Source organism: Cellulophaga omnivescoria (assembly GCF_001999725.1).
Lineage (GTDB): Bacteria > Bacteroidota > Bacteroidia > Flavobacteriales > Flavobacteriaceae > Cellulophaga > Cellulophaga omnivescoria.
Genome location: NZ_MDDP01000010.1, coordinates 533,914 through 552,248, shown reverse-complemented (window position 1 = coordinate 552,248; position 18,335 = coordinate 533,914). Strand labels below are relative to the sequence as shown.

Sequence of the window (18,335 nt, the reverse complement as noted above, 5' to 3'; positions counted from 1 at the left end):
GATGCATAATTACATCGGGATTTTTTTATACTCTAAATTATCCTTTAATAATTTTTTCTTGGTGGTTAATAGACTCTTGGTGTATTGCTTTAAACATTTTTAAAACAAACTCCTCACTTAACCCTTTAGATTCTCCTTCTAAAATCATTGCTCCTAAAATCTCGTTCCATCTTGTAGATTGTAAAACGGCTACGTTTTTCTCTTTTTTTAGAGCTCCAATTTGGTCAGAAATTTTCATTCTTTTTCCTAAAGTTTCAATTAACTGTGCGTCAATAACATCTATTTGTGCACGTAAATTACTTAAATCTTTATTGTATTCTGCTTCTGGGTCAGACTCTTTTCTAATCTTTAAATCGCGCATAATTTGCACTAATTTTTCTGGTGTTACTTGTTGTGCAGCATCACTCCATGCATTATCCGGATCAAAATGAGTTTCAATCATTAAACCATCAAAATTAAGATCTAATGCTGTTTGCGATACATCAAAAATCATATCTCTTTTTCCTGTAATATGAGACGGATCATTAATTAAAGGCAAATCTGGAAATCTGTTTTGAAACTCAATTGCCAATTGCCACTCTGGTATATTTCTGTACTTTGTTTTTTCATAAGTAGAAAAACCTCTGTGTATTGCTCCTAAGTTTTTAATTCCAGCTGTATGCAAACGTTCTATACCGCCTAACCACAATGATAAATCTGGATTAATTGGGTTTTTAACCAGTACTATTTTATCTGTACCAGCCAATGCATCTGCAATTTCTTGCATGATAAACGGACTTACAGACGTACGTGCACCAATCCACAACAAATCTATATCATGTTCTAATGCAAGTTCTACGTGTGCTCTGTTTGCAACTTCTGTAGCTGTTTTTAAACCTGTTTCTGCTTTTACCTTTTGCAGCCACTTTAGGCCTAAAATACCTACGCCTTCAAAATTCCCAGGACGGGTTCTTGGCTTCCAAATACCTGCTCTATAATAGTTAACATCGGTATCTTTTAATTGATGAGCAATTTTTAATACTTGCTCTTCAGTTTCAGCACTACACGGCCCTGCTATTACTAGTGGATGATCTAGCTTCATGTCATCCAACCATGTTCTCATTTCTTTTGAGTTTTCCATCTTTACTTAATTTTTATTCTGGGGTATTCCTTTTAATATTTTTTTTATCTTATTCGCGTTTTCCATTTCATTAAAAATGCCTGTATAATTGTCTTCTTCAATCATTTCTTTAAAGGCTTTTAAATTTTCAATGTATTCTTCTAATGTTTCTAAAACATTTGTTTTATTCTGTTTAAAAATAGGTGTCCACATTGCTGGCGAACTTTTTGCTAAACGCACAGTACTCTCAAACCCACTACCCGCCATATCAAATATATCGCGTTCATTCTTTTCTTTCTCAATAACAGTCTTTCCTAACATAAAAGAACTAATATGAGATAAATGAGACACATATGCTATGTGTTTATCATGGGCATCTACATTCATATAACGTATACGCATCCCCATATCTCTAAAAAGATCTAAGGCTTTCTCTTGCAATTTAAAAGCAGTTTTTTCTACCTCACAAATTATATTTGTTTTGCCTTTAAACAAGTTTTCTATTGCTGCAGACGGTCCAGAAAATTCTGTTCCTGCAATTGGGTGGCACGCTATAAAGTTTCTTCTTTTTGGGTGATTTTCTACCTCCTTGCAAATTAAACTTTTTGTTGATCCAGCATCTAAAACAATAGCATCATCATTAATAGCATCTAATATTTTTGGCAACTCTACTACCAATACATCTACAGGAATACTAACAATTACTACATCTGCCAACTGTAAATCATGATAACTTGCCTTTTGGTCTATTACGCCTAAAGACAATGCCTCTTCTAAATGTGCATCATTAATATCTACACCATAAATTTTAGCACTAGCATTTATTCTTTTAATATCCTTGGCCATTGAGCCACCTATTAATCCTATGCCAATTACAAATACGTTCATTATTTATTTTATATAATAGAAAAGATGTTGGTCGTAAAATTTACTTATCACTAAACTTTAATACCCCTACTTCTTTTAAAATCTACTTATTGCTTCTTTAATTTTCTCTTGGGTTACACATAATGAGAAACGTATATAACCTTCTCCGTTACTTCCAAAAATTGTTCCTGGTGTTATAAAAACATCTTTACTGTACAATACTTCATCTATAAATTCTTCTGATGAACTACTACCTATTGGCAGCTTTGCCCATACAAACATTCCTACAGCATTTTTATCATAAGTACAATTTAACTTGTCTGCTAACTGAAAAATTAAATCTCTACGAGTATCATATATTTTATTTAAATTTGAGAACCAATCTTTACTACTTTTTAATGCCGCTATAGCTCCTTTTTGAATGCCGTAAAACATACCAGAGTCCATATTACTTTTTACTTTTAACACTGCATTTATATGTTCTGCGCTACCTAAAACCATACCTACACGCCAGCCTGCCATATTAAAGGTTTTACTTAGCGAGTTTAACTCTAAGGTACAATCTTTAGCGTTTTCTATACTTAATATGCTTGTTGGCGCATTGTTTAAAACAAAACTATAAGGATTGTCATTTACCAATAGAATATTATTTTTTAAGGCAAATACAACTAACTTTTGTAATTGCTCCTTAGTTGCTACCGCACCTGTTGGCATATGAGGGTAACAAACCCACATTATTTTTACCTTAGTCAAGTCTTGCTTTTCTAAGGCTTCTAAATCTGGAAACCAATTGTTTTCTGCAACCAAATTATAATACTTAGGCTCTGCCCCTACTAAATTTGTAACAGATGTATACGTTGGGTAACCAGGATTAGGAATTAGCGCCTCATCTCCTTGGTTTAAAAAGGCCATACTTATGTGTAAAATACCTTCTTTAGAACCCATTAACGGTAATATTTCTGTTGCCGGATCTGCAGGAACATTAAAATTAGCTCTGTAAAAAGCCGCCATACTTTCTCTTAGCTCAGGTAAGCCTTGGTAACTCTGGTACTGGTGCGCTCCTGCATCTTCAACAGCATTTTTAATAGCCTCTACTACAACTGTAGAAGGTACCAAATCTGGACTACCAATTCCCATATTTATTATAGGTTTACCGTCCGCCATTAAACCACGTACTTCTCTAAGTTTTTTAGAAAAATAGTATTCCTGTATATGTTGTAATCTATCTGCAGTTATCATCTTCTTGCATTTTTGTATTCTCCTAAAACTTTAAACTCTTCTGCCATAATTTGCAATAGCGCTTTTGCTTTTTTATAATCTTTATACTTTAAAAAAGTTACATCTACAAAGAAAGAATATTTCCAAGGTTGCTCTATTACTGGTAGTGATTGTATTTTTGTTAAGTTTAGGTTACAATCGCTCATTACATTTAAAACTGCTGCAAGACTACCTCGCTTATGGTCTAATACAAAGCGTAATGATGCTTTATTAATTTCTTCTTCTGGCAATTCTTTATTTTCTTTTTTAAGAATAATAAAACGGGTAGCATTATTAGATATGGTTTGTATTTCTGATGCTAAAACTTCTAAATTGTATAGTTCTGATGCTACTTTTGGTGCAATTGCAGCAATACCCTTAAGACTATCTTTTTCTATACGTTGTGCCGTTTCTGCAGTATCTACAGACTCTACCAATTTTATATGCGAGTATGCTTTTAAAAAATCTTTACATTGCAATAACGCCATTGGGTGTGAATGCACCTCTTGTATATCCTCTATTTTTTGACCTTTTAATGCCATTAAATGATGATGAATATTTAAGTAGTGTTCACCAATTATATGTAAATCATTATTATAAACCAAAGCATAATTTGGTATTATAGAACCTGCAATTGAGTTTTCTATAGCCATAACAGCTTTATCTGCGTAACCCGTCATTAATTGATGTATTAACTCATCAAAAGAAAGACACTCTACCAACTCTACGTCTTCACCAAAAAACTCATTAGCTACTTGGTGGTGGTTAGAGCCCTTTATACCTTGTATTGCTATTTTTAATGCCATTTTTAAATATCTCCTTAAACTTCAGTTTTATGCATAAAAAAAGTCCCGTTATACACGGGACTTTAATTTATATCTATAGTTAAAATATACTACAACAGTCCCGTACCTCTCTTAAAAAAGAAGTAAAAATAAAAACCGTTCCAGAAATATCTTGTGTTCATTATTCTTGTAATATGTGGCTAAGGTAATTATTAAATTTAAAAAACAAATTTTATTATTATTTTTTTTCACTCATCTAACATTATTTAATACCGATGTTATTTTTTTAACATTATATTAAGAGTTGGGTGTTTTAAAATGTTAAAATTTTGTTAATAGACAGAACCTTAAAACGTTAAAAATCGTCTTTTTTTCTTATCTCATTTAAAAACAAAATTCACTTATTTACGTTATTTTTGATAAAAAATATAAGTATGTCTATTTCGGTACAAAACATCTGTAAAACTTTTGGAAGTCAAAAAGCACTAGATAATGTTTCCTTTACTATTAATAAAGGAGAAATTGTTGGCTTTTTAGGTCCAAACGGAGCTGGTAAGTCTACACTTATGAAAATACTTACTACTTATATTTTAGCAGATAGTGGAGATGCTGCTGTAAACGACTTTAGCGTAGCTGATAAAATTAATGTACAAAAAAGTATTGGTTATTTACCAGAGCATAACCCATTGTATTTAGATATGTATGTAAAAGAATATTTAAACTTTAATGCAAATGTTTACAACGTATCTAAAACTAGAATTGAAGAAGTTATAGCACAAACTGGTTTAACACCAGAAGCACATAAAAAAATAGACCAACTATCTAAAGGGTACAGACAACGTGTTGGTTTAGCAGCAGCTTTATTACACAACCCAGAGGTGCTAATATTAGACGAACCCACCACAGGCTTAGACCCTAACCAACTTTTAGAAATACGTAAACTAATTAAAGAAATCGGTAAAGAAAAAACCATTTTACTTTCTACACATATTATGAAAGAGGTAGAAGCTGTTTGTGACCGCGTAGTAATTATAAACAAAGGTTTGGTTGTTGCAGATAAAAAGTTAACCGACTTAAGAGACGCTACCGAACAAATTATAGAAGTAGAATTTGATTATAGGGTTGAAGAGCAATTACTAAACAGATTACCAAACGTTGTTACTGTTAACAACACTGCTGGTTTTGTATATGAAATTACTTTTAATACTGATGTAGATATGCGCCCTGCTGTGTTTGACTTTGCACACGATAACCAATTAAAAACACTACAACTTAGTCGTAAAAACAAAAACTTAGAAAGTTTATTTACTGAGATTACTGGTTAACATTCTTTTATTGTTCTACAAACTCCAATACAACCTCATCTAAAACAGTTTGTATATTGGGATTTGTACAGTTGGTTAGTATGGTAATAACCAAACCTTGCGTAGGGTACACAAAAAAGTTAGAGTAGCCGCCTACACCATTACCAATATGGCCATAGTACACATTGCCTTTTTTATCTGTACTTACTTGCCAACCCAAACCGTAGTAGGTAGAATCCCCTTTTACTTCTTGAGCCGTTAAAAATTGTTGTTGCGTAGCTTGTTCTAACAAATTACCTTTTAAATATGCGTTTCCTAGCTTTACTATATCTGCCGTAGTAGATAAAAACCCGCCACCAGCAAGCTTGTAATAATTATCAACTTCCATAGCTTTTCTAAAGCCAAGTCTTTTTTTAGAGTAAAACTGAGTAATACCTTTTATAAAGCTACCTTTTACATCTGCAAATGTGTGCTTCATTTGCAAAGGATCTAAAACTTTTTTTTGTACATATTCTTCAAAAGGTACACCACTTACCTCTTGCATTGCTAGTGACAACAAAACCCAATCATAACTATTGTAATAATAGTCAGTTCCTGGTTTAAAAAGTAATTCATCGTCTTTAAAAATAGCAATACTATCTTTAATAGTGTATGGCATATTTAAACCATATTCTTTTCCTCTGTAACCCCGTATACCAGCAGTATGACTAGCCAATTGATTAATTGTAAAGTCGTACTTTTTTTTAGGATAATAAGGAACATAAGTATAAAAAGACTCTTCCAAATCTATTACTCCATCTTGCACCATTAAAGCTAAAGCAGTTGCTGCAATAGGTTTAGACACACTTGCTATTCTAAATACAGTTTCATCTGGATTTACAAGTGTTTTTTTTTCAAGATTAGAAAAACCATATCCTTTATTAAAAATGGTTTTGTTATGTTGTGTTACTGTAATTGCAATTCCAGGCACTTTAGCATCATAAACTAAAGATTGCAGTAAATCATCAACCTTACTGTAATTAATATTATTAGCAACACAATTATCTTTAGAACTGCTAATTCTTTTTGTAAAATAAGATAAGAATCTTTTAAAACTCACTATAAAGCAACTTTAGTTATAACTCCTTAAATATAAGCTTTCCTTTGTAAAGTTCTTCTACATTTACAATAGCAGGCATATTGTAACTAATAACATCACCAACTCCTCTAATTGTACCAGATATACTCTCTTGCGGATACACCAATATATCATTAGAACTTCTGTGGTTTACATTTACATTTTTAGTTATTAAATTTTCTGCATTAAGCCTAGAGTCCCCTGCTGCAAAAACAACATTTAAACTTTCTGCCGTTCCTTTCAAATCAAAATAAGCAGCACCGTTAGAAACTATAGACACTTTAGTATCTAACAACTCTAAAGTAAAAGATCCGGTAGTAAAATCTGCTTCTTGGTCTCCAAAATCTTCAGATAAAAGAGCTAAACTTGGATAACTTAAAACACCATCACTACTAATATCAAAACCAGTACTACTACGTATAGATGTTAAGTTTGGTGCGGTAACATAAAAAGTAGTTAAACCATAGTCTCTAGTAAAATTACATCCGTTTGTATTGGTAAGCATCAATCTACCATCTACAACTTTAGCATCAATATCACTACGCAAATATTCTCCTGTTTCTACCTCAACCTTTTGTACTGGACCTTCCTTTATAACTAAAGCTGAATTTTCAAAAACAGTAATAGTTGTAAAAGGTTCTACCACAATTTCTTCTCTTATGGTATCTCCTGCGTTCTGAAAACAATCAGATGCATTTTCACTATTACAACCACACACTAAAACAAGTGTTAAAGTGTATAGTAAAATTGATTTACCTGTAATTTGCAATCCTATATTTTTAATCTGTTTTCTTGTAATCATCTTCATATTTTTAAAAACGGATTCCAACTCCAAATTCTACTGCTTCTGCTTTAGCAGCGTGAGATTTTAAAGTAATTGCAGCAAACATTTTATCTCCAAAGTAACGTTTCAATCCCATTCTGTTGTACATTCTTCCTTCAAAATCAAACGGGTAGTATACATAATAGCCAAGTTGTGTTACTACAGACATTTTGTTTATGTACAACTCGTGACCAACAAAAACACCAACACGTTTATAATCGTCATTAGCATCTACATTTTTCTCAGGAAAAGCAATAGAATTGTATGTAATTAACTCCTTTAAAAACTTAGAAAAGAAAACATCTGCACCTAACTGAAACCCACTTTTTCTGCCAATTCTTTTATCTGAATAAGCCGATAAAATATAAAAAGGAGATTGTCCCAAGCCAATTACATCACTTTCATTAACACCACCTCTAAAGGCAACATTTAAATGTATAGGTTGGTTGTAATTTGTAGTATCTGTAATAGTCTTATATGGTAATTTTTCACCTCCATCCAAATCGTACGTTAAACCTGCATTTAATGCAATGGTGTTTGTAGATGTATTTGGCGCTTTAAAATTTGCATTAGAATAGTGCACCAATGTTAGTCCGGCTTTAAAACCCAAGCCTTTATAAATATTTTCTTTATGGTAATTAACCATTGCGTAGGTACTACTCAAAATATCAGACCCATAGGCATTGTTTCTAAAGTTGGTTACTTTATCATAAGGGTTTGTAGTATAGGCAATACCTTGCCCTACTCTAAGCTGTACATTTCTTTTAAAAAAATAGAAGTTATAATGCGCATACGCACCATAGTTTTTACCTAGCGTACTGTTATTCATATCTTGGTAAATAAAGGAGTACCCTAAATCTGGATAATTATAAAGTTGCTCCCAAGCCTCATTACCAAACGTTTTTTTATTGTAACTTAAAATTAAACCAGCCGGATGGGCAGATATTAAGTGTGCAATACTATTATTATGTAATGCAATAGAGCCGTAAAACTGATTTGCATCTATTACTATTTTACTTTTCTGCTGGGCAAAACAGCCTACAGAAAACAAGGCAATAAAAAGGATTCTTATATTCATTGCGTGCAAAAATAGCAATTTTACACCTACAGTAAATCTTTATAAGCTAATACTTACAAAAATTAAAAAAGTTCTTTTGCTATAGCCTTAATATTGTCAGACTTACCCATAGAGTAGTAATGCAATACAGGTACACCCGCATCTTTTAACTCTTTAGATTGTTGTATAGCCCAATCTACCCCAACTTGGCGCACTGCTTTATTATCCTTACAATCCTCAACAGCATCTACTAAGTCTTGTGGTACATCAATTTTAAAAACTTGTGGTAGTAACTGTAGGTGTTTTTTAACAGCAATTGGTTTTATTCCCGGAATAATTGGCACATGAATTCCAAAATCTTTAGCAGCCTTTACAAACTCAAAATATTTGTTATTATCAAAAAACATTTGCGTAACCACATAATCTGCACCAGCATCTACCTTTTGCTTTAGGCGTTTTAAATCTGTTAATAAAGACGGTGCTTCCATATGTTTTTCTGGGTAACCTGCAACACCAATGCAAAAATCAGAACAATTATCAGTTTCTATAACTTCATGTAAATATGTTCCGCAATTAAGCTTTTGTATTTGTTCTACCAAACTTACTGCATATTTGTGTCCACCTTTTGTGGCTTCAAAATACTTTTGTTCACGCATAGCATCTCCGCGTAACGCCATAACATTATCAATACCCAAATAGTGACAATCTACCAACAAATATTCGGTTTCTTCCTTAGTAAAACCACCACACAATACATGCGGCACGGTATCTACATCATATTTATGTTTTATAGACGCACAAATACCAACAGTACCGGGTCTCATTCGCGTAAGTTTTTTATCTAACAAACCATCACGGTCTATATAAATATACTCTTCTCTAGACGTGGTAACATCAATAAAAGGTGGTTTAAACTCCATTAACGGATCTATATTTCCGTATAATTCCTGAATATTTCTACCCTTTACAGGCGGTATAATTTCAAAAGAAAATAATGTTTTTCCGTTTGCGTTTTTAATATGGTCGGTTACTTTCATTTTTATATTTTTTTGGCGTTCCTACGGTCGGGCTTTCGGTAGTCGCTTTTTATGGATAAAAACCATAAAAGAGCTTCAACAATACCTTAATCCCTAACGCAACAACACAACATTAATCATCTGCTATATTTGGCGCAAGCCATTTTAAAGCGGTTTCTAATTCTATATTTTTACGAGCTGCAAAATCTTCCACTTGGTCTTCTTTTATTTTTCCAACTCCAAAATAGCGAGCCTCTGGGTTAGCAAAATAATATCCAGAAACCGATGCTGCTGGCCACATTGCCAAACTATCGGTAAGTTCTACACCAATAGTTTCTTTTACTTTTAAAATGTCCCAGATAGTAGGTTTCTCTAGGTGGTCTGGACAAGCGGGGTACCCCGGTGCCGGCCTAATACCTTTGTACTCTTCTTTAATTAAAGCTTCATTATCTAAAGTTTCATTACTTGCATATCCCCAATGAGTAGTTCTAATGTCTTTATGCAGGCATTCAGCAAAAGCCTCTGCCAACCTATCTGCTAAAGCTTTTACCATAATAGAATTGTAGTCGTCTAAATCTTTACGGTAATTTTCGGCTATTTCTTCTGCACCAAAACCAGTGCTTACGCAAAAACAACCTATATAATCTTCTTTACCTGTTTCTTTTGGCGCAATAAAATCTGACAAAGCAAAATTTGGCTTACCAGCATACTTCTTTAATTGCTGACGCAAGGTTCTAAACGTGTGTTTCCCATTTGGAGTCTCTAACTCAATGTCATCATCATTAATTGTATTGGCTTTAAACAAACCAAAAACTGCTTTTGCGGTTAGTAGTTTTTCATCTATAAGCTTTGTTAGCATTTGTTGTGCTTCTGCAAACAAATCTGTAGCCTGTGTACCTACAATTTCATCAGTTAAAATATCTGGAAATTTACCGTGTAGCTCCCAGCTTCTAAAAAACGGAGTCCAATCTATAAATTCTACCAACTTGCTTAAATCATATTCCTCTATAACTTGTATTCCAAGTGTATTTGGCTTTACAATTTCAGATGTTTTCCAATCTATTTTATACTTGTTTTTACGTGCATCTGCTATAGATAAATACTCCTTATGTTTGGTACGCTTTAAAAACTGTTTTCTAAACTCTTCATAATCTAATTTTATAGTTTTTTTAAAGTCGTCTTTGGTTTCTTTTTGCAACAAATCTCCAACAACAGTAACCGCTCTAGAGGCATCATTAACATATACCACAGCATTTTTATACTGCGGATCTATTTTTACGGCAGTATGTGCTTTGCTAGTGGTTGCGCCACCAATAAGCAAAGGCACAGTAAAGTTTTGGCGCTCCATTTCTTTAGCTAAAAAAACCATTTCATCTAAAGAGGGTGTTATTAATCCGCTTAAACCAATAACATCTACTTTTTCATCTTTGGCAGCTTGTATAATTTTTTCTGGTGGCACCATTACGCCTAGGTCTACAATTTCATAATTGTTGCAAGCTAAAACCACACCCACAATATTTTTACCTATATCATGTACATCTCCTTTTACGGTAGCCATTAAAATTTTACCCGCATTTTTTGAGTCACCCTCTTGCGGATTTTTAAGTTTTTCCTCTTCTATGTACGGTAATAAATAAGCAACCGCTTTTTTCATTACTCGTGCCGACTTTACAACCTGCGGTAAAAACATTTTTCCGCTACCAAACAAGTCCCCTACAACATTCATTCCTGTCATTAAATGACCTTCTATAACCTCTATAGGTTTTTCTACACTTTGCCTAGCTGCTTCTACGTCTTCTACAATATATTGGTCTATACCTTTTACCAATGCTCTAGTAATACGGTTTTGTATTGGTTCTTCTCTCCATGATAAATCTACCGTGCTTTCTTTAGCTTTACCTACAACAGTTTCTGCAAAATCTAGCAAACGTTCTGTAGCATCATCTCTACGGTCTAACATTACATCTTCTACACGCTCTAATAAATCTTTAGGAATATCATCATAAACCTCTAGCATAGTAGGATTTACAATTCCCATATTCATACCAGCTTGTATGGCGTGGTATAAAAACACCGAGTGCATAGCCTCACGTACGGGATTGTTACCTCTAAAAGAAAACGATACATTACTAACGCCACCACTTACACTACAATGCGGCAAGTTTTCTTTTACCCAATCAGTAGCCTCAATAAAATCTATGGCATTACGTCTGTGCTCCTCCATACCGGTAGCAACAGGAAAAATATTAAGATCAAAAATGATATCTTCTGGTGCAAATTTTACTTTGTTTACCAAAACATCATAAGAACGTTTTGCAATTTCTATTCTACGTTCGTAATTATCTGCTTGTCCAACCTCATCAAAAGCCATTACTATTACAGCAGCACCATAACGTTTAATAAGCTTTGCGTGGTGTATAAATTCTTCTTCTCCTTCTTTAAGACTTATAGAGTTTACCACACATTTGCCTTGTACCACTTGCAAACCAGCTTCTATAATTTCCCATTTAGAACTGTCTATCATAATTGGGACTCTAGAGATATCTGGCTCTGCAATAATTAGATTTAAGAACTTAACCATAGCTTCTTTGCCATCTATAAGTCCGTCATCCATATTAATATCTATAATTTGAGCACCACCATCTACTTGGTGGCGAGCAATATCTAGGGCCTCATCAAACTTTTCTTCTTTTATTAACCTTAAAAACTTTTTAGAACCCGCAACATTAGTACGTTCACCAACATTTATAAAGTTGGTGTTTTCCGTAACAATTAAAGGCTCTAGTCCGGATAGTTTTAAGTATTTTGGTTTTTCATTTTTCATTACGATACCGTTTCTGCAGAAATACTTCTTGGTTTGTAATCTTTTGCTAAATTGGCAATTGCGCTAATATGTTCTGGTGTTGTACCACAGCAACCACCAACAATATTTACCAAACTTTTATCTAAATATTCTTTTATTTGTACAGCCATTTCTTCTGCAGTCTCATCATACTCACCAAAAGCATTTGGCAAACCTGCATTTGGATGTGCAGAAACTCCAAAATCTGTTTTTGTCGCCAAAACCTCTAAGTGTGGCACTAATTGGTTTGCTCCTAAAGCACAATTAAAACCAACAGTTAAAATAGGAATATGACTTATTGATATTAAAAAAGCTTCTGCTGTTTGCCCAGATAAAGTTCTGCCAGAGGCATCTGTAATTGTGCCGCTTACCATTATAGGAACATCTATACTGCGTTCTTCTTTTACCTCTTCTATAGCAAAAAGTGCCGCTTTTGCGTTAAGGGTATCAAAAATGGTTTCTACTAATAAAATATCTGAGCCACCATCTAACAACGCTTCTACTTGTTGTTTGTAGGCTATTCTAAGTTCGTCAAAAGTAATACCTCTAAAACCAGGATCGTTAACATCTGGAGACATACTTGCCGTTTTATTGGTTGGCCCAATACTACCTGCTACAAACCTTGGTTTGTGTGGTTCTTTAGCGGTAAACTCATCTGCAACTTGTTTTGCTATACGTGCCGACTCATAATTTAGTTCGTACACTAAATCTTCCATAAAATAGTCTGCCATTGCTATGGTTGTACCAGAAAAGGTGTTGGTTTCTACAATATCTGCACCAGCTGCAAAATATTTACGGTGTACTTCTGCTATAGCTTCTGGTTGGGTTAGCGAAAGTAAATCGTTATTGCCTTGTAATGGGTGTTCCCAGTCTGCAAAACGTTTGCCTCTAAAGTCTTCTTCGGTAAACTTGTAGCGCTGTAACATTGTACCCATGGCACCGTCTAGCACTAAAATTCTTTCTTTTAATATGTCTTGTATACTTTTCATTGTACCGTATAATATTATGTTGTGCGTTAAGGATTGATGCGGCATCTTTTTGGTGGCAACGGTTTGTAAAACCTGTTTGCTAAAACCAAAAAATACAGCAGAAAGCCTGGCCATTTGTGCTTGCAAACAAATGGAACGCTATAAATAAAATATCAAGTAAGGTAAATGAGATAAGACTGTGAATGTCTTTACTAATTTGTGAGTTATCTGCCGTGTTGTTTTGTAACAACGTAGTAGAATGTAGCACCTTCTTTAAATAAGAATAAAGGGTTGCTAAGGTTTCATAGGGTCTAATCCCTCCACCTTTCTTGATAACGTTTTCAGTCTATTAATGAACTAATTGAGCCACAAAGTAACAGCACAACTTTTTTATAACCAAATATTGCTGGTAATTTTTAAGCCTACACGTGTTTTTTAAACATATAGGCTTAAAATTGTAATATTTTTACGAAATGCTTTGTACAACTTCTTTTTTGGCTTCTTTTTTTGAACCATCAAAACCTTCTACGCCACCTACGGTTGTGTATTTCATTACGTAACGTTTGCCTGGGTTTATACGTTGGTATGCACTTTGACACATTACGGCTGCTTCATGAAAACCAGATAAAATTAGTTTTAATTTGCCTTTGTAAGTGTTAACATCGCCAATTGCATAAACACCTGGTATGTTGGTTTGGTAGTCATAAGAGTTGTCTACTTTTATGGCATTTTTCTCTATCTCTAGTCCCCAATTTCCTATTGGACCTAATTTAGGTGATAGTCCAAATAAAGGGATAAAATTATCTACTTCTACGTAGCTTTCTCCTTTTTCCTCGTCGTTATATTTTACAACTACAGCCTCTAAATGATCGTCTCCGTATAACTTGGTTACTTGTGCCTCTGTAAATAATTTTATTTTACCTGCTTTTGCAAGTTCTGATGCTTTTTCTACAGAATCTAAAGCGCCTCTAAACTCATTTCTACGGTGTACTAAAGATACTTCTGCTGCTACGTCTGCTAAGAAAATTGCCCAGTCTAAGGCAGAATCTCCACCACCAGCAATAACAACTTTTTTGTCTCTGTATACTTCTGGATCTTTAATCATATAAGCAACACCTTTATCTTCAAAATTAAGAATGTTCTCTATTTGCGGTTTTCTAGGCTCAAAAGATCCTAAACCACCTGCAATAACAACAACTGGTGCATTGTGCTTTGTTCCTTTGTTTGTGGTTACCACAAAAGTACCATCGTCTAACTTATCTAAAGTATCTGCTCTTTCTGCTAATGTAAAACCAGGCTCAAAAGATTTTATTTGCTCCATTAGATTGGTAACCAAATCGCCTGCTAAAATTTCTGGAAAAGCAGGAATATCATAAATTGGTTTTTTAGGATATATCTCTGCACACTGTCCGCCTGGTTGCGGCAATGCATCTATTAAATGGCATTTTAGTTTTAACAAACCTGCCTCAAAAACGGTAAACAATCCTGTTGGTCCTGCGCCAATAATTAATATATCTGTCTTAATCATAATTTTAATTTAGTACTTACTAATGAGTATTTATCCTCATTCTAATGTTTTAATTATTTTCTTTTTTATCTACTAAGGAACTTGTAATCTGGTTCATTTTATCTACTTTTTCTTCAAAATCTCCTTTTATGGTTTTCCTGTAATCGTTTAAATTCTGAACCATTTTACTAATATCTTCTGGTATTACGTCTTCAAAAAACTGACGCAAACGTTTTGCTGTTGTTGGCGACTTACCGTTGGTAGAAATACCAATTTTTACATTGCCTTTGGTTACAATTCCGCCCATATAAAAATCGCAATACGGAGGATTATCTGCTACGTTTACCAATTTAAATTGCGCTCTACAATCTTTATAAACTTGTATGTTTACATCTACATTATCTGTAGTGGCAACTACCATATGTTTACCATCTAAATAGCTTACATTATAGACATCTGTAATAGTTGTAACATTAAATTTATTAGCCAATTCTAGTGTTTTTTCTGCATACCAAGGAGATACCATTGTAACTACAGCATCTGGACTAGATTTGGTTAAAAAGCGTAGTTTTTCTTCTGCCACATTACCGCCACCTACTATTAGCACGTGCAGTTGAGACGTTTTTAAAAAAACTGGATATAAATTATTACGTTCCATTACTTTGTTTTTGGTGTTACTGTTTTGTTTACCTCATCAAAAATAACCAAATAACTGTACCACTTAATTTACTACTACTTCTTTTGTTTTTATCTGTTGTTGTACCTTATGCAATTGCGCTCTATGCCTAACAACATCACCAATAACAATAATTGCAGGATTAGACAACTCATTTTCTTGCACTACTTTTTCTATGGTTGATATGGTACCAACACCAACTTTTTCGTTAACGGTGGTTCCGTTTTGAATAATTGCCACAGGTGTTTCTGCTTTGTCTTCTTGCTGAAATAACTGTACAATTTCTGATAATTTACCCATACCCATTAAAATTACTACTGTTGCACTAGACTTTGCTGCCAAGTGCACATCTGTAGATAATTTATGGTTTTTGGTTGTACCAGTAATTACCCAAAAACTCTCTGAAGCTCCCCTTTTTGTAACTGGTATGTTTTGAAAAGCTGGTACTGCTATTGAAGACGATATTCCTGGAACCATAGCTACTGCCACATCGTGACTAGCTGCATATTCCATTTCTTCTGATCCGCGACCAAAAATAAATGGGTCGCCACCTTTTAAACGTACTACATTACCGTGACTTTTTGCTCTGCTTACAATAAGCTCATTAATTTGCTCTTGTTGGTACGCATAACACCCTTTTCTTTTACCTACAAAAATATGCTCTGCATTTACTGCAAACTCTAGCAACTCCTTATTCACCAAAGCATCAAACAAAACAACATCTGCATTTTGCAATGCTTTTATAGCTTTTAGCGTAATAAGTTCTGCATCTCCAGGCCCTGCACCAACTACTGTAAGTAGTCCGTTTGTGTTTTGTTTGTTTGCCATAATTTTAAGCTTCTTCTAATTCTTTTTCTCTAAACTTTTGTACTACCTCTAAAAACACTTTAGAATCTTTAAGATATGCTTCTGCAAATTCTTGCGTTGGTTTGTTGCTTTTTATTTGCAACGCCAACTCCTCAAAAGACGTCTGTAATTTTATTAAACCGTTTGACACAAAATGAGTATCAAAATCTTTAATAATACTAATATGCGTGTTTGTTTTTGTGTTTTGTGCTGTAAGTAATGCTTTAGCAGAGTTTACCATTGCAGAATACGAATGAAAAATACTAGCAGACCATTTTTTATCTTCTAATGCTGCTGCTGCGTTTTCAATTTTTTCTTCGCTCTCAAACAATAAAGTTGCAATTAAATCTATAACAACACCAGCACACTCGCCTACTCCAATAGCTTTTTCATAACGTTCTGTATTTCCCCAGTCTATAAAATCTTCCTGAGTTAAATTATCTACGTCTGTTAGGTGTTTTAGAAAATCATAAAAATAATGCTCTCCTTTTTCTTTGTAATATTCTGTAAACGATTGTCCGTTTGCATTGGCATCAAAATCGTTTAAAATTAAACGCAAGGCTTCTGGGCCTCTTTTACTTGGCACTTTTACAACTTTATCTGCAAAAACGCCATTACCATCACCTAAATTACCACCACCTAATAGAACTTGCAAAGCAGGCGCTACCAACTTATCTTTTGTACGTACAGACATCCCTTGGAAACCAATGTTTGCCATATTGTGTTGACCACAGGCATTCATACATCCACTAATTTTTATAACAACATCTTTATTGTTTATGTATTGTGGATATTCTGCTGTAATTACTCTTTCTAACTCTGCTGCAATACCAGTACTACTTGCAATACCTAAATTACACGTATCTGTACCAGGACAAGCAGTTATATCTGATGCTTTGTTATAACCAGCCTCTACAAAACCAAGTTTTTCTAACTCTGTATAAAAGAAAGGAACCAACTCCTCTTTTACATAAGGTATTAGGATGTTTTGACGCAATGACAAACGAAATTCTCCCGCTGCATACGCATCTACTAAATCTGCTAATTGACGAGCTTCTTCAATATAAAAATCTCCTAACTTTACTTTTATACCAATAGCTACATAGCCTTGTTGTTTTTGAGGCACAAGGTTTGTGCTTTTCCATTGCTGAAAAGCTTCTGTATTTTTAATTGCTACTTCTGGTACTTTAGCATTTGCTACTTTTACCTTTGGATATGCATCTACATCTACAGGAAAAGAATCTTGCGGAATTGCATTTTGCTCTTCTTCTAACAATGCTCTAAAACCATCTAAACCAATATCCTTTAGCAAAAATTTCATTCTGGCTTTCGCTCTACTTTTACGTTCTCCGTACCTGTCAAAAACACGAATAACACCATCCATTAACGGAATAATTTTATCGGCCTCCAAAAAAGTATACAACTCTTCTGCGTGGCGTGGCTGCGAGCCTAAACCACCAGCTAAAAGCACTTTAAATCCTCTAACTCCGTTTTGTATTTTGGCTATAAAACCAAGATCATGCATATAAGAAAGTCCTGTATCTGTATCACTAGAAGAAAAAGAAACCTTAAATTTTCTTCCCATTTCTTGACTAATAGGATTTCTTAAAAAGTATTGAAACATTGCGTGTGCGTACGGAGATACATCAAAAGGCTCATCTACATCTATACCAGCGGTTTCACTAGCAGTTATATTACGTACTGCATTACCACAAGCCTCTCTAATAGTTATATCATCTTTAGCCAATTGCGCCCAAAGTTCTGGTGTACGCTCTATATCTACATAATGTATTTGTATATCCTGACGCGTGGTAATGTGTAAGCGTCCTGTAGAATATTCTTCAGATACATCACAAATACGCTTAAGCTGTGTAGATGTTACTTTACCATATGGCAATTTAATACGGATCATTTGTACGCCTGGTTGACGCTGACCATAAATACCACGAGCCAAACGCAAACTTCTAAACTTTTCTTCGTCTAACTTACCGTCATTAAACTGTTTTATTTTAGCTTCTAAATCTATAATATCTTTAGCTACTACTGGATTTTCTATTTCTGTTCTAAAACTTTGCATTTGCTTGTGATTATGGCTTTTTTTATAATTACTATTATCCTATAGATATAATAGGATTTTAGATAAAAAAGTGCTTAAAATAAACACTCTTTAT

The 18,335-nt window shown here is 33.9% G+C and carries 15 protein-coding genes and 1 riboswitch; of the genes, 1 reads left to right on the top strand and 14 read right to left on the bottom strand.

Features of this window, described 5'->3' with window-relative positions:
* Positions 1 to 37 precede the first annotated feature (37 nt).
* The 4 genes from BFJ87_RS07465 to BFJ87_RS07450 form a co-directional block, all read right to left on the bottom strand.
* Positions 38 to 1,120, bottom strand: coding sequence for a bifunctional 3-deoxy-7-phosphoheptulonate synthase/chorismate mutase type II (locus tag BFJ87_RS07465; RefSeq protein ID WP_077402162.1), 1,083 nt, complete (start codon positions 1,118 to 1,120; stop codon positions 38 to 40).
* Between the two features lie 6 nt (positions 1,121 to 1,126).
* Positions 1,127 to 1,987: a prephenate dehydrogenase gene (locus BFJ87_RS07460; RefSeq protein ID WP_077402159.1), complete on the bottom strand. Its 861-nt coding sequence runs from the start codon at positions 1,985 to 1,987 to the stop codon at positions 1,127 to 1,129.
* A gap of 75 nt (positions 1,988 to 2,062) precedes the next feature.
* Positions 2,063 to 3,205 (bottom strand): pyridoxal phosphate-dependent aminotransferase, encoded by a 1,143-nt coding sequence (locus BFJ87_RS07455; RefSeq protein ID WP_077402156.1) that lies wholly within the window; start codon positions 3,203 to 3,205, stop codon positions 2,063 to 2,065.
* Positions 3,202 to 4,029: a prephenate dehydratase gene (locus tag BFJ87_RS07450; RefSeq protein ID WP_077402153.1), complete on the bottom strand. Its 828-nt coding sequence runs from the start codon at positions 4,027 to 4,029 to the stop codon at positions 3,202 to 3,204. Before BFJ87_RS07450 ends, BFJ87_RS07455 begins: the two co-directional genes overlap by 4 nt.
* 413 nt (positions 4,030 to 4,442) lie before the next feature.
* Here BFJ87_RS07450 and gldA point away from each other — a divergent pair, with 413 nt between their 5' ends.
* Positions 4,443 to 5,333, top strand: a complete 891-nt coding sequence (gene gldA / locus BFJ87_RS07445; protein WP_077402150.1) for a gliding motility-associated ABC transporter ATP-binding subunit GldA — start codon at positions 4,443 to 4,445, stop codon at positions 5,331 to 5,333.
* 7 nt (positions 5,334 to 5,340) lie between these two features.
* On the opposite strand, the gene BFJ87_RS07440 is transcribed toward gldA, so the two are convergent.
* The 10 genes from BFJ87_RS07440 to BFJ87_RS07395 all read right to left on the bottom strand — a co-directional run bounded on the left by BFJ87_RS07440 (position 5,341) and on the right by BFJ87_RS07395 (position 18,241).
* Positions 5,341 to 6,411, bottom strand: coding sequence for a serine hydrolase domain-containing protein (locus BFJ87_RS07440; protein ID WP_077402147.1), 1,071 nt, complete (start codon positions 6,409 to 6,411; stop codon positions 5,341 to 5,343).
* A gap of 16 nt (positions 6,412 to 6,427) precedes the next feature.
* A complete protein-coding gene (locus BFJ87_RS07435) occupies positions 6,428 to 7,231 on the bottom strand; it encodes a head GIN domain-containing protein (RefSeq protein ID WP_077402143.1) in 804 nt (267 codons plus the stop codon).
* A gap of 10 nt (positions 7,232 to 7,241) precedes the next feature.
* Entirely contained in the window at positions 7,242 to 8,330 is a 1,089-nt protein-coding gene (locus tag BFJ87_RS07430) for an acyloxyacyl hydrolase (protein WP_077402140.1), read from the bottom strand.
* A gap of 62 nt (positions 8,331 to 8,392) precedes the next feature.
* On the bottom strand, positions 8,393 to 9,346 hold the full coding sequence (gene metF / locus BFJ87_RS07425) for a methylenetetrahydrofolate reductase [NAD(P)H] (RefSeq protein WP_077402137.1): 954 nt from the start codon (positions 9,344 to 9,346) through the stop codon (positions 8,393 to 8,395).
* 112 nt (positions 9,347 to 9,458) lie between these two features.
* The gene (gene metH, locus BFJ87_RS07420) at positions 9,459 to 12,149 is read right to left on the bottom strand and encodes a methionine synthase (protein ID WP_077402134.1); all 2,691 of its coding nucleotides are present in this window, start codon (positions 12,147 to 12,149) and stop codon (positions 9,459 to 9,461) included.
* Positions 12,149 to 13,156, bottom strand: coding sequence for a homocysteine S-methyltransferase family protein (locus tag BFJ87_RS07415; RefSeq protein ID WP_077402261.1), 1,008 nt, complete (start codon positions 13,154 to 13,156; stop codon positions 12,149 to 12,151). Before BFJ87_RS07415 ends, metH begins: the two co-directional genes overlap by 1 nt.
* A gap of 200 nt (positions 13,157 to 13,356) precedes the next feature.
* Positions 13,357 to 13,474, bottom strand: a riboswitch (SAM riboswitch).
* A 127-nt stretch (positions 13,475 to 13,601) separates the two neighbouring features.
* Positions 13,602 to 14,663 carry an NAD(P)/FAD-dependent oxidoreductase gene (locus tag BFJ87_RS07410; protein ID WP_077402131.1) on the bottom strand — a complete coding sequence of 354 codons (1,062 nt, stop codon included), beginning with the start codon at positions 14,661 to 14,663 and terminating at the stop codon, positions 13,602 to 13,604.
* A gap of 49 nt (positions 14,664 to 14,712) precedes the next feature.
* Positions 14,713 to 15,300 (bottom strand): precorrin-2 dehydrogenase/sirohydrochlorin ferrochelatase family protein, encoded by a 588-nt coding sequence (locus tag BFJ87_RS07405; RefSeq protein WP_077402128.1) that lies wholly within the window; start codon positions 15,298 to 15,300, stop codon positions 14,713 to 14,715.
* A gap of 63 nt (positions 15,301 to 15,363) precedes the next feature.
* On the bottom strand, positions 15,364 to 16,146 hold the full coding sequence (gene cobA, locus BFJ87_RS07400; RefSeq protein ID WP_077402125.1) for a uroporphyrinogen-III C-methyltransferase: 783 nt from the start codon (positions 16,144 to 16,146) through the stop codon (positions 15,364 to 15,366).
* 4 nt (positions 16,147 to 16,150) lie between these two features.
* Complete coding sequence (locus tag BFJ87_RS07395) at positions 16,151 to 18,241, bottom strand: HEPN domain-containing protein (RefSeq protein ID WP_077402122.1); 2,091 nt, start codon at positions 18,239 to 18,241, stop codon at positions 16,151 to 16,153.
* Positions 18,242 to 18,335 lie beyond the last annotated feature (94 nt).